This is a genomic window from Xylanibacter rarus, from assembly GCF_001275135.1.
Lineage (GTDB): Bacteria > Bacteroidota > Bacteroidia > Bacteroidales > Bacteroidaceae > Prevotella > Prevotella rara.
This window is the reverse complement of sequence record NZ_LFQU01000009.1, coordinates 22,145-35,126: the sequence shown is the minus strand read 5'-3', so window position 1 is coordinate 35,126 and position 12,982 is coordinate 22,145. Positions and strand designations below refer to the sequence as shown.

10 protein-coding genes and 1 pseudogene are annotated in these 12,982 nt (G+C 42.8%); 5 read left to right on the top strand and 6 right to left on the bottom strand.

Going from position 1 to position 12,982, the window contains the following annotated elements:
• Window positions 1-44 precede the first annotated feature (44 nt).
• A complete protein-coding gene (locus ACU52_RS06170) occupies window positions 45-296 on the top strand; it encodes a type B 50S ribosomal protein L31 (RefSeq protein WP_021851667.1) in 252 nt (83 codons plus the stop codon).
• A gap of 164 nt (window positions 297-460) precedes the next feature.
• Window positions 461-1,408: a DNA/RNA non-specific endonuclease gene (locus ACU52_RS06165; RefSeq protein WP_053398144.1), complete on the top strand. Its 948-nt coding sequence runs from the start codon at window positions 461-463 to the stop codon at window positions 1,406-1,408.
• A gap of 782 nt (window positions 1,409-2,190) precedes the next feature.
• Here the strand turns inward: ACU52_RS06165 and ACU52_RS15560 are convergent.
• Window positions 2,191-2,404, bottom strand: a pseudogene (locus tag ACU52_RS15560) (TrpB-like pyridoxal phosphate-dependent enzyme); the annotation flags it as partial.
• 536 nt (window positions 2,405-2,940) lie between these two features.
• On the opposite strand from ACU52_RS15560, the gene ACU52_RS06160 reads away from it, so the two are divergent.
• From ACU52_RS06160 to ACU52_RS06150, 3 genes are all read left to right on the top strand, one after another.
• Complete coding sequence (locus ACU52_RS06160) at window positions 2,941-4,386, top strand: sodium:solute symporter (protein WP_053398143.1); 1,446 nt, start codon at window positions 2,941-2,943, stop codon at window positions 4,384-4,386.
• 130 nt (window positions 4,387-4,516) lie between these two features.
• Window positions 4,517-6,178: a putative transporter gene (locus tag ACU52_RS06155; RefSeq protein ID WP_053398142.1), complete on the top strand. Its 1,662-nt coding sequence runs from the start codon at window positions 4,517-4,519 to the stop codon at window positions 6,176-6,178.
• 718 nt (window positions 6,179-6,896) lie between these two features.
• Window positions 6,897-7,334 (top strand): DUF6515 family protein, encoded by a 438-nt coding sequence (locus ACU52_RS06150; RefSeq protein WP_021853998.1) that lies wholly within the window; start codon window positions 6,897-6,899, stop codon window positions 7,332-7,334.
• A 157-nt stretch (window positions 7,335-7,491) separates the two neighbouring features.
• On the opposite strand, the gene ACU52_RS06145 is transcribed toward ACU52_RS06150, so the two are convergent.
• From ACU52_RS06145 to ACU52_RS06120, 5 genes are all read right to left on the bottom strand, one after another.
• Window positions 7,492-8,403, bottom strand: coding sequence for a helix-turn-helix transcriptional regulator (locus ACU52_RS06145; RefSeq protein WP_053398140.1), 912 nt, complete (start codon window positions 8,401-8,403; stop codon window positions 7,492-7,494).
• Window positions 8,404-8,433: 30 nt separating this feature from the next.
• The gene (locus ACU52_RS06140; protein WP_162207752.1) at window positions 8,434-10,170 is read right to left on the bottom strand and encodes an ATP-binding protein; all 1,737 of its coding nucleotides are present in this window, start codon (window positions 10,168-10,170) and stop codon (window positions 8,434-8,436) included.
• A gap of 446 nt (window positions 10,171-10,616) precedes the next feature.
• Window positions 10,617-11,378: a hypothetical protein gene (locus ACU52_RS06130; RefSeq protein WP_053398137.1), complete on the bottom strand. Its 762-nt coding sequence runs from the start codon at window positions 11,376-11,378 to the stop codon at window positions 10,617-10,619.
• A 127-nt stretch (window positions 11,379-11,505) separates the two neighbouring features.
• Window positions 11,506-11,982 (bottom strand): DUF4112 domain-containing protein, encoded by a 477-nt coding sequence (locus tag ACU52_RS06125; protein WP_053398136.1) that lies wholly within the window; start codon window positions 11,980-11,982, stop codon window positions 11,506-11,508.
• Window positions 11,983-12,043: 61 nt separating this feature from the next.
• Window positions 12,044-12,925 (bottom strand): SH3 domain-containing protein, encoded by an 882-nt coding sequence (locus ACU52_RS06120; protein ID WP_053398135.1) that lies wholly within the window; start codon window positions 12,923-12,925, stop codon window positions 12,044-12,046.
• Window positions 12,926-12,982 lie beyond the last annotated feature (57 nt).

The window sequence follows — 12,982 nt, the reverse complement described above, 5'->3', positions numbered from 1 at the left end:
TGTAATGTGTAATTATATTTTTAACAACAATATTTAAGAACAAAATGAAAAAAGGTATTCATCCAGAAAACTATCGCCCCGTCGTATTTAAGGATATGTCCAACGGCGATATGTTCCTTACACGTTCTACATGCAAGACTACAGAGACAGTAGAATTTGAAGGCGAAACTTACCCGGTGGTAAAAGTCGAAATTTCAAGCACATCTCACCCGTTCTATACAGGTAAGAGCAAGCTCGTTGACTCAGCTGGTCGCGTAGACAAGTTCATGAGCCGCTATGGTAAAGCTCGCAAATAATAGATTACCATATTTCGATTAACATACAAAGTGCGTTTGGGCGTAGTTGCATATACGTTTAAGCGCACTTTTTGTCTAAAGACATTTCTACTCTTTCCGCATCTTTTTCTTGCTGGCTTATGCGGATTGTTCATTATCATACCATCATAGTTATTAGTAAATTTATGTCTGTAAAAAGTATTTTTAGCAAAACAGCCCTGCTCAAACTCGCAATAATTCTGCCGTCATTTATTCTGCTGACAGTCTCATGCAGCAATGACGACAACGACAACGGAGGGAACGGAAAAGAAGAGATAAATCTCAATAAGAATGAGATTACCACAGACAAGGCTGTCACCCGACTTGAATTTCCACGCCTGAAAGGAGGCAACAGCATAGTTCTCATATACAGGACCAAAGGCGATAAACAGTATGACAAAGACGAAATCAACTATTGTGTCGAATGGGACTGTAGCAAGAAATCGCAGCGCTGGTCGTGCTATCAGATGCACCAAGGCTACACCGGAAATTACAGCCGTGTGACTGACAGCTATCATAACGACACCAACCTCGACTCAGAGTATTATTGGGCTGAAGACTATTATTATGGCTCCGGATATGAGCATGGGCACATCTGCCCTAACGCAGACAGGAAATTTTCTTATGATGCAAACTACCAAACTTTCTATATGACCAACATGCAGCCGCAATATCACAAATTTAACGGCTACACAAACAGTGGTCAGGATCAAGGCGAAGGCCTATGGGTAAGAATGGAGGATCAGGTACGTTCATGGACTCCCAGAGCAAAGACTGATACGCTATACGTCTGTAAAGGAGGAACAATAGACAATGAAGACCAGATAATTTCAAGAATACAGGGTAAACTTATCGTACCAAAATATTTCTTCATGGCATGCCTTCTAAAAAACAGCGAGGGCTATAGAGCTATAGGATTCTGGGCCGAACAGAAAAAAGACGAATGGCGGACAGACGACCCGCTTTCACTATATGCAGTTACGATAGACCGGCTCGAAGAACTTACGGGCATCGACTTCTTCTGCAATCTGCCTGACGATACGGAGAACAAGGTGGAAAGCAGCATAGCCATTAAAGCATGGGGACTGAAATAACCGATTACATCATTTAAATATCTGAAGAGCCATATCATCACCCCAAAATGCAGAGATTGATATGGCTCTTCACATTTATCATGTCAAGACTGACTCGGCTTAGATATAGCATGAAAATACAAACGTGGATATCGCCTTAAAGACCTAAAATAGACACAATAGCAAATAAATTCATTAGATATTTACGATTCTGCAAGTTTATCCTACCAATGTATCCTTAATGATATTATCATCAATATCTATTTTTATTCCGTCATTACTTATTGTCAAACAGAACAATATATACAGACAAGAAACATCCTGCCAATTTAAGAGCAAATTCAAATATAGTTGCAGCATTATCGCGGCTGATACAGATTCTATAAAACAAAAATCGGCTCAAATCAGAATTGGATTTGAGCCGAGTGTTACATCTGAAAATCAATCATTTTCCATTTATTATCATTGTAAAGAGAGTATGCAAAAAAACATAATGACTAACAACTGCATAATTGTGACTATGAGTAAAATTACATTGTATGGTAAATCCGTGTTTTGTTTATCAGCACCCGTCTCGCCATAAATGTTTTTTATGCAAGTCCCTCCTTACTACAACTGAATATAAAGACACTGTGCCGCTTGCATCACTGCAAGATTCGGCTATACACAACTTATTCCCAATAATTTATATCAACCTAAATTTCAACATCCATCAACTTTGTCTCTATATTCCATCAACCATATTATAAATAATCATCAAGTCATTTTCATCAATCCGCATGACCGGACAATATTTAAGCATTTCAGCCTATGGAATCAAGAGCATTTATGTTTTTCTTAATATCGTCATCGGACAACGAACAGTTAATCAGGTCTCCGTTGAGATACTGATCATAAGCAGTCATGTCTATTAGGCCGTGGCCGCTTAGATTAAGCAATATCACCTTCTGTTCTCCTCTATCTGCACTTAGCTGCCTCACGTATGTTTGCCGCCATGGCGTGGCAGATATCAGGAGCCGAATATCGAGCGCCTTTTCAAGCGCATATCCTCAAGTGGTGCTGAACGTTAATATTTACGCATATCGAGCACCTCGTCGGGGATGTCCATCCATGCATGCTTATTGTCAAACTTCTATCTGCAACACTATTCACAGAACACGAGAAAAGTTTTTCAATGGCTCTTTTGTTGCCAGATTAAGAGGCTGCAGCGGTTTGCCAACCACGTCTATCTAGATATTATACCACCATGTGTGGCATCTCCTTTTCCTGCAGAATAGACCTCTTATGCCCCTTTATATCTCAATTTATATTTCCGTTTGTTACTCTCAACATCTTACGACGACAAATTTAATATTTTTCTTTATAAAAAACAAGAAAATTTCAAATAATTTATTCAAAAAACTTACAATATGATTCCATACCTTATTATATAACGGCAAAAAAGGCCGATAAACGGATTTTTGTGACAAAATTAACTGCGAACAAGCTCTGCCGGTTACAAATAAAACACTGAAGTATCTTTGTTGTTTACAAAAAAACACTACCTTTGCATCATGCTTATTCTGATTACTGTCTTGATTTATTTTGCCGTCCTCTTCGGCATAAGCCGGCTAACATCACGCAAGGCCGACAATGAAACATTCTATCGCGCCAACCGCAAATCGCCATGGTACATGGTTGCCTTCGGCATGATTGGCGCATCGGTGTCCGGTGCCAGTTTCGTTTCTGTGCCGGGCATGGCGATGCACATGGACATGACCTACATGCAGACGTGCATCGGATTCATACTGGGATATTTTGCCATAGCCTTCATCCTGCTGCCTGTATACTACAGACTAAATCTTACCACAATATATTCGTACCTGCGCGAACGCCTCGGGACGCGGTCGTACAAGACGGGAGCCGCATTTTTCATTCTGTCTGACCTAACGGCCGTGGCAGTGAAATTCTACGTCGTGTGCATCATCCTGCAGCGCTTTGTGCTCGATGCCTATAATGTGCCCTTTGCCGTAACTGTGCCCGTGCTGATGTTCCTTATATGGCTCTATACTCACAAGGGCGGAATAAAGACTCTGGTATGGACCGACACTGTGCAGACGGCATGCATGCTAGGTGCGCTGGTGCTGATAATAATAAAGGTGGCCGGAGAGCTCGACATGAACTTAGGCGAAGCAGCAAAGGCTGTTGTTGCCGACAGCCACAGCCGCATGTTTGTGTTTGACGACTGGATGAGCACGCAAAACTTCTGGAAACAGCTTGTCAGCGGAGCTTTCATCGTGATTGTCATGACAGGACTTAACCAGAACATGATGCAGAAGAACCTTACGTGCAAGACTCTTGCCGAGGCACGCAAGGACATGTGCACTTACGGCTTTGCGTTCGTGCCCGTCAATCTGCTGTTTCTCTCTCTCGGCATTCTGCTCATGATGCTTGCCGGGCGCAAAGGCATGGCCCTGCCCGACAGTCCCGACGAACTGCTGCCCATGTTTGCCGCCACGGGCGAGCTGGGTTCAGCCGTGGTGGTGCTGTTCATCATTGGCATTGTGGCAGCTTCAGCCAGCACTGTCGACTCGTCGCTTACGGCTCTCACCACGAGCTATTGCGTCGACATTAAGGAGCGTCCGGCCGACGTTGGCCTGCGCCGCCGCGTGCATGTGGCCATAGCTGTGATATTTGCAGTGTTCATACTACTGTTCAGGATGATAAACTCAACAAGCGTGATCGACGCCATATTCATCCTCTGCTCCTACACCTACGGCCCTCTGCTCGGTCTGTTTGCCTTCGGTCTGCTCACCAAAAGAAAGGCGAGCGACACAGCCGCGCCGTATATCGCCGTGGCATCACCTCTGATATGTCTTGCCGCCAACTACATCGTGCCGGCTGCTACGGGATATAAATTCGGCTACGAACTGCTGCTTCTCAACGGGCTCATAACCTTCTGCGGACTATGGATAAGCGGAATCGGCAAAAATCAGAATGCAGGCAAAGACATAAGATAAAAAGACATAAAAGAACAATCTGCAGGCACGAAACATCTTTTTATCATGATTATGCGCCTGCTTATTAAATTTGTTTTGTATTTTTGCACCGCAAATCAGTTTTAAGGTAAAAATTTTTCCAGGTAATATCATGGAATGGATTAACGGACTTTTCACCACACACTCTGCCCTGCAGACAATGGTACTGCTGTCGCTAATCATAGCGGCCGGACTAGCATTGGGCAAGCTCCACGTCAAAGGCATATCACTCGGCGTTGCCTTTGTATTTTTCGTAGGCATCGTGGCCGGACACTTCCAGCTCAGCGCCGACAAGAGCATGCTCGACTTTGCCGAGACATTCGGACTTACCGTGTTTGTTTATACACTTGGACTCTACGTAGGCCCCAACTTCTTCGGACTGCTGCGCCACGAGGGCATAGCCGCCAACCTGTGGAGCCTTGGCGTCATAGTCATAGGCACCGTCATGGCCCTCGGCCTCTGCCTTGTCCTGCCCGTCAGCCTGCCCGACATGGTAGGCATACTGTGCGGAGCGACAACCAACACGCCCGCACTCGGAGCTGCACAACAGGCACTCGAGGCTGCAGGACAACCTAGCGGAGGGGCTGCCCTGGGATGCGCCGTTACTTATCCGCTTGGCGTAGTGGGCGTAATATTGGCAATGATACTGATCAGAAAGCTGCTGGTTAAGCCGGCCGACCTTGAGCCGCGCATATCCATGGAGGAAGACAACACATACGTGGCGCAGTTTGTCGTTATCAATCCGGCCCTAGAAGGCAAAACGCTTTCACAAATATCGCAGAAATCGCATATCAAGTTTATCATTTCACGCATCTGGCGCAACGGCGAGGTGATAATGCCGCTGGCCAACACCCAACTGCACATCAACGACAATGTGCTGGTGGTCACCATGGCCGACGAGATTCCGTCGATAGAGATTCTGCTGGGAAAGAAGATTGAAACCGACTGGAACAAAAAGAAAATAGACTGGAATGCCATAGACGCCCAGGTGGAAAGCCGCGTCATAGTGCTGTCACGCCGTGTGCTCAACGGCAAGCACCTCGGACAGCTGCACCTGCGCGACACTTACGGAGTGAACGTCAGCCGCATACAGAGAGGCGACATAAAGCTGCTGGCCACCGACGACATCAGGCTGCAGTATGGCGACCGCGTAACAGTTGTTGGCGCACCTGAGGACATAAACCACGTGGAAGGATTTTTGGGCAACGCCGTACAGACGCTCAACGAGCCCAATCTTGCGGCCATATTCCTGGGCATAATGCTCGGTCTGGCTCTCGGCACCATACCGCTCAGCCTGCCCGGCATGAGCGCCCCCGTAAGACTCGGCATAGCCGGAGGCCCAATCATCATGGGCATACTGGTAGGCTCGCTCGGCTCTCGTGCCCACTTCATAAGCTACACCACGCCGTCGGCATCGCTCATGCTGCGCAAGCTGGGCCTGTCGCTCTATCTTGCCTGCCTCGGCCTTGAAGCCGGCTATCAGTTCTTCGAAACCGTGGTGCGCCCCGAAGGTCTGCTGTGGATAGGCATAGGCTTCGCACTGACTGTGGTACCGGTGCTGATAATAGGAGCAGCCGCCCTGCTTACACGCAAATATGACTTCGGCACTATATGCGGCATCCTATGCGGCTCTATGGCCAACCCGATGGCCCTAAGCTATGCCAACGACACGCTGAAAGGCGACTCTGCATCTATCAGCTATACGTCGGTTTATCCGCTGGGCATGTTTGTCCGTGTGGTCATAGCCCAAGTGCTGGTGATGTTCCTTGTATAGGACAAACCAATAAATATGGTAAAAGCAGTATGCAGGCGCAATGACATGCACCGCTACTAACATAAAAATTGCAGCAAAGAAGGATTTTCACTTTGCTGCAATTTCTTTATATACCCTTACTATCTGAAAACCGCAGACGCTCCATAACTGAGTTATTTTAAAAATAAAATATTTTGTCCGCAAATACGCTGAAATAAGTGTGCAAACGCAACTGCACTGTCAACAGCATTTTACAGAGAATCTACAGCATTGTGTGCAATAAAATTTGATAAACAACGCCCCAAAAAGCCCATAAAACAGAGTTAAAAACAACCGTTTTGGCACTCAAAAAGCGGCCACTTTCGAGTCAGAACCATATCGTTTACGATGAAAAAGCATACGTTTTTTCTTACTTTGTAAATATTCTTTATCAGAGAAATGCGTTTTACATCCAATGTATTTCTATTTTGCCGTAAAATCCGGACATAAATCAAATAACATTTTGCTCTATATAACGGACAAAACACTGTCATAGGGAAATGCACACAAAATACCTAAATCCATATCAAACTTAGGGAAATCCCTAACCACTTGTAGGGAAAACAATTCTGCCGGCAGATATTTAATGCCTATCTTTGCAACAGAAAAATAATTAAAACCAATACCTGAGCATACTGGAGACAGAGGCTTAGACCGGCAAAAAAGAAATAATAACAACAAAATAAAAGGAGACTACGCTATGAGAAGATTCAGACTATTATCGCTGCTAATGCTTCTGACGCTCACATGCGCAACAACAGGAGCCTCTACACTGACTGAGACATCGTATATAACTCAGCCCAAACACCATAAGAAACATCACCACAAGGCACCGCCACATAAAAAATATCATCACAAAAAGCGCCCTGCTCCGCCGCCGCACGGACGCCCGCCTGGAGTGGTGATACATCATAACCACAGGCCGTACATCTACTCACACGGACGTTACTATTGCGACAGGGGCGGCACATACGTTGTGGTAAAGCCGTCAATCGGAATGATTGTGCCAAGTCTGCCCACCGGCTATGTAACGGTTAAGCGTCCGCACGGCAGAATAGGCTATGCATTCGGCGGAGTGGTTTACGAGAAAATTACTTCTAACGGAGCATTTAAGTTCAAAATTGTAGGTTTCTTATAAAAAATAAATTCCAAATCTAAAATGATATAACCCCAAGACCTAAAATGATATAAACCTGGAAACCCTAAATAATGCTTTAATTTTGAATATAAAAAGAAAGTATGAACGCTGCAACAACCCCATGCGCGTTCATACTTTTGTTTTCATAAATATGCTGCTATTTTTTTATCAGCCCGTAAGCCACAGCCATGTCTGCCACTTCGTCAGCCATCTCGTCGCGAAACCATACGGGCGACAACACCTCGACCGCCCCGCCGCGTGAAAGCAGTTCCTGACGGAAATCGAACGTCGGCTTTATGTAATACTCAAATACGGAATAGTCTGAATATGTTTCTGTCTCGGTCTGCGAAGAGTGAAGTCTAAGCGAACGCAGATACATACGCTGACGGCCGTACACCTTGATGCGTACCCGTTCCGGCTTGATGTCTTCGGTTATTATTCCGAAACAGCTTGAGAACCATGCTTCAGGGTCGAAGTCCTTTGGATATGTAAACTTATTGTCTGTGGTGTCAAGCCTTAATATCCTGTCGAGCGAGAATGTCCTTACGGCATTGCGCTCGTCGCATAGTCCCACGACATACCACCGCTGCCTGAACACTTTGACGCAATAAGGACTTATGGTATAAACCTTAGCCTCGCCGTCAAAGTATCCCTTATGACTTATCTCTATCTTCAGGCTGTCGCGCATAGCCTCTATCACCGGTGCAAGATAATCCCGGCCCGACGGTATTTCCTCAAACAATATGCGCCGCTTCAGATGATGGCTCTCATTTATAAGATTGTTCACCGCAAACGTATTGAGCAGCCAGTTGCGTATGCCGCCACGCTCCATGTCCTCGGCATTCTCGATGTAATAATAGTAGCCGTGCCGGCGGTCGCATTCAATATTTATGTCAAACACTTTCTCTATGGCTTTGCGCCAGTTATGAAACGTGCGCAGAGGCAGGTCTACGCCTTCGCTTAGCTGCGAGCGCAGCCACCGCTCGTTTATCTCCTCGAAGGTTATGTTCCGGGCACGGTAGATGGTATCAACCAGCCAGATGTATTTGTCAAAAAGATCTTGTGTCATATTTTATTTTTATTTAAATGTCAATTTATATTACGATGTCTTTCGTGATATTTCTGCATCACTAATGAATCCCACTCTCGGCATCGGATTTTTGTGTATCAGTTCCTCGTCACATTTCTCCTTTATATATTCCAGACTCATTTTCTCTTTTCCATAGAGAATGAGGTCGATGGCCTGCTTGCGCGCAACGTTCTCAATCTGCCCGCCGCTAAAATCATAATGATAAGCCAGATAGCATATATCTTCGTCACTGATTATAGGTATCATGCTCTTCCAGATGCCGCATCGTGCCACAATGCTCGGCTTTTCGAACTCTATCTTATAAAGGAAGCGGCGCTCAAAGGCTTTGTCCAGATTCTCCGTAAGATTCGTCGTGGCTATAAATATACCCTCGAGCTGTTCAAGCTCCTGAAGAATTATGTTCTGTATTGAGTTCTCCATCTTTTCCACAGCCCGGTCGGCACCTTTCTGCCTGATGCCAATCAGAGCGTCGGCCTCATTAAAAAGCAGGATTGGTGTTACATCTGAGGAGTTTACCAACGCGCGGTAACGGTCAAAAAGGTTTTTCACATTCTTCTCGCTCTCGCCAACCCAGCAACTTTTCAGTTCAGCATAATTCACCTGTATCACATCACGGTGTGTTGCCTTAGCCAGCTGCATAACAGTTTCTGTCTTTCCCGTTCCAGGTGCGCCATAAAACAAGCACGTAAAGCCAGAGCGCATGCCTACTCTCTTTAATTCGCTGCACACTTTGGTGTATCTTTCTTCGGTGAGCAACTCTTTCAGCTGTTCGACCTGACGGCTTTCGCGTTTGTTATAGTACATCTTGCACTCCGTTATGTCTTCATGCTTTATCAGTTCTTTGAATCTGGTCGTAGTGTTCAAATTCATGTTCAGCTCTGACAGAAACTCCTGTTTAGCCTTTACCGTCAGGTTATATTTCTCGTGATTGGCCAATCCGTCTTCATTACAGAATTGAATCAGTCCGTTCTTTTGCAGCATGCTTTCGCCTCGAGAGAGCTTACCCTTCAGCTTATTTGCAATAGCCCTATTCTTGAATAAGTCTCCAAAACTTTGCGTGTCCAGGTTGTAATCGTTGTCACAAACCAAACGACTTGCCCAGAAAACAAATATTATGCCTTCGTCATTAACTATATTGTCACAGATAAGTTTATAGGTACGCAACTGCTTTACAAACTCGAGATTTCTGTTTGTTTCAAGCAAACTGAACAACTCTGAAATAAATTCTTCATACGGCAAATAATCATAAACACGAGATTCAAACAGACTATAAATTTCACAAAACAACTCATCGCAAGTAAGAAGCTTGGGCTCAGCCGGCACAAATGCCTCATTATGCTTAAACGCATCTATCACATCAGGCCCCATGGCGTATGTTGTTTCACCACGTCTGTTTTTTATGCGTATCATCTTTCTTTTTAAAAGCTCGTCAATCTCAGTGCTGTAGTTTATCATCCTTACCATACGGCATTTCAGATATTCTGCCAAAGTTCGGAGTTCGACATCTCTGTCCCAGCAGTTGTCTACAAACAGCGACAGCAGCACGGCTTGTACTTTGTTCACGGACAATTTACGGCACACATAACTGATATAACGTTTTGCCTTCTCATAAAACTCATCGCTCAGGTTTGAACCTTCAGAGAGTTCTACGATATTATCCATGGCCGTCATCAATGTCAGCTTTTCTTTCTTCTCTGTCTTTTCTGTCTGTTCGCCTGTTTCTGTTTTCACTTTTAATTCTCCCATCTTATGCATCCTTTATGTTTTTACTTTATCATCTCCAAACTGTATAAGCCTGGTGTCTGTTCCGCCTTTTTCAGACAAAGCTACCTATTTAGCAGCCTTTCCGTGTACATCCAAGCCACACAGTTATGTTTTACGGATGCAAAGATTGCCATTAGCTATGCCAAAATAAAGCACAACCAAAATATTTTTCTACTTTTACATGCTCGATATCACCAAGATTACATCAACATGCTGGCAGTGATACCTAAAGAATTTGCTATATTGTAACATATTGTCTTTCAAGATTTTCTTATTTCAAAAATCTCTGTCGTAATTTACATAATGCCGTAGTTCGGCATCAAAAAAATCTGTCAGCATTTCGGAAAGTAAGGTGTTGTACACACTGTCAACAACATACAATCTGAAACACTGACAGACAAGTCTCATGATAATATTACTTTTATAACTTAAAGCTTAATCCGGCTCCACGCTTCTTCAACGTCCGACATCATGTCTGAATACATTTTTTCGTGCGTATCGCCTGTATAGGTTGGATGCCAGCTGTCAATAACCATCTTACGGGTTCGTGGAGAATAATATATCCAGTTATTCAGTTTTAGCAAGTCTATAAGATAATTCTCTGCAACAAAATCCTTTATTGCTCCTGAAGCGCCACAACACAAAAGTATATTTGCGTCGTAGGCAGCAATCTGTTTCACCAGCAAGTCTTTATAACGCTCCATATACGACTTCAACACAGAAGTTTCAATGCTGCTCGTACCTACTTGTTTTTTGCAGTTTACACGGGCTACGGGTGCCTGGTCGTAAAATGGCCGATAAACATCTTGTCTGTCTATTTCTGCAAACTTCTTGGCATGTCCGTTGGCGTCGATCGTCAGCAATCCGTAAACCCAGCGCATGAGGTTCTTATAGAACGGTGCAGAAACAACGACATTATTCTCGCCAGAGAAGTTGCTGCGCCCTGTCTCCGCACGTATGTCCCACGCTTCCTCATCATTAAGGTCTTTGGTCAGTATCAACACACGCCTCTTGGCACGCTCCCATATAGCATTCTCATTGCCCGGTTCACGGCTCCAATAGCCGTCTTTATAAACAAACCGTCCACGATAAAGCAGTCCGTCAGGTGCTAGTTCGCAGCCATCACCGTTGGCGACAGAACGCTTCAGCCATTCAGCAAAAATATTATCTTCAAATTGCTTATAATTCATTTTCTATAAATCATATTTGAATTAACTTATGAGCCATACTGAAATTAAAATGGGCCAAAAGAAATTATATTAAAATCTCCGCATGTTTCCATTCTAAATCATATGGCTTATTCTATTTTCAGTTTAACTAAAACAGCCCGGCAATAACGTGCCAAAACCATGTCATCACCTTTATTGTCAGCAACACAAGGAAATAAATAATTACGCACAGCATAACTATGAGAACAGCCATCCTCACCGCCTTGCGGTTTATCTCACTTATAACCTTTTTGTCGCCTTCAACAAATCCGACAATCAGTTTAAAATTTCGGACAAACGACTTGTTGAACACGTCAATGACATCACCGATATAAAATGGAATAAGTCCCATCGCAATATCGCACAGCGCATTATAAATCACCGCCAATGTCAACGGCACCGACCGTATCTTAACTGCACTGACATAAATGTAAGGCAGCATAAGCAACTGTGTGAGCAAGTCGCCAAATCCTTCAAGCAAAAAGCCCAACACAGCATCAAGATAATATTTATCCATCAACCGCGTAATCCTTTCTGCAAGTTGGTATGACTTGGATGACTTTATTTCAACTAAATCTTTGTTCATTATATATAAGTATAAAAAACGACATCAAACACTAATGACTATTTATATATCATTTTTTAATTTAATACGGCAAATTTATAATAAACATTTCAAATAAAATTTTTTCCAATAATTGATAAACCGTGTATAGCAATCCTAAAATACAGCCAACTACAATTATTATTCCACCAACAGGTATTGCAGAAATCATTAAAAAAATAGAACTTCCAAAAGCAAAAAATACGCATATTACGACTAAAATAATAATTGCAACTGTAAGCGTCATTGAATCAAAAACTCCCAAACTAAAAAAAGAAGAAGTTTGATAATTTAAATTTTTATTATAAATATATCCTTCTATTATTTTACCATCATCATTTACCATATAACAATGTTTCCATTTTTTATTGTCATTATTATTTTCCACTAATAAATCTTCCCCCTTTGTTAAAGTACCTATTACTTTAGAGCTTGTTGTAGGACGATTTCTAATATTTAAAGAATTAACATCTTTACCTACTAATTCTGCTAAACAATAATGATTTTCATCTGAACTTCTTAAGCCCCAATTAAATGACAACTTTTCTCCCTCATTGGATTGTCTAATATAAATTGTATCTTTAAAAGTATCATTTACAATATCATAGCCTAAATTTGTAAAATAATTGCGTACCTGATCACTAGAATTAACCAATTCAAAGTCTGCAATAACAACTTTCTTCCCAGAAACCTCCACGGTTTCACTTTCCTTTAATTTTATTAATAAATTAGGATTTTTCTTTTTTATTTCATTTACAAAAAATGAAAAAGAAGGTAAATCTCCATCATATATATAAACTGAAGCACAAGCATATTCTTCTGCATTCAATCTACTCTCAAATTTCTTTAAAGCTCGCTCATTTGAGTTACATGATGTTAACAAAGCACCAATAATTGTCAATAAAAATAATTTTAAAAATTTCATAATATATCAATTAAACATTTATTTTAAATACCTTATCACTAATGTCCACTAAAATAG

Bases quoted from the DNA above. Each gene is read 5' to 3' on its own strand.
- ACU52_RS06150 (WP_021853998.1), top strand. From the start codon at position 6,897: ATGAGAAGATTCAGACTATTATCGCTGCTAATGCTTCTGACGCTCACA.
- ACU52_RS06120 (WP_053398135.1), bottom strand. From the start codon at position 12,925: ATGAAATTTTTAAAATTATTTTTATTGACAATTATTGGTGCTTTGTTA.
- ACU52_RS06165 (WP_053398144.1), top strand. From the start codon at position 461: ATGTCTGTAAAAAGTATTTTTAGCAAAACAGCCCTGCTCAAACTCGCA.
- ACU52_RS06145 (WP_053398140.1), bottom strand. From the start codon at position 8,403: ATGACACAAGATCTTTTTGACAAATACATCTGGCTGGTTGATACCATC.
- ACU52_RS06160 (WP_053398143.1), top strand. From the start codon at position 2,941: ATGCTTATTCTGATTACTGTCTTGATTTATTTTGCCGTCCTCTTCGGC.
- ACU52_RS06155 (WP_053398142.1), top strand. From the start codon at position 4,517: ATGGAATGGATTAACGGACTTTTCACCACACACTCTGCCCTGCAGACA.
- ACU52_RS06130 (WP_053398137.1), bottom strand. From the start codon at position 11,378: ATGAATTATAAGCAATTTGAAGATAATATTTTTGCTGAATGGCTGAAG.
- ACU52_RS06170 (WP_021851667.1), top strand. From the start codon at position 45: ATGAAAAAAGGTATTCATCCAGAAAACTATCGCCCCGTCGTATTTAAG.
- ACU52_RS06140 (WP_162207752.1), bottom strand. From the start codon at position 10,170: ATGGGAGAATTAAAAGTGAAAACAGAAACAGGCGAACAGACAGAAAAG.
- ACU52_RS06125 (WP_053398136.1), bottom strand. From the start codon at position 11,982: ATGAACAAAGATTTAGTTGAAATAAAGTCATCCAAGTCATACCAACTT.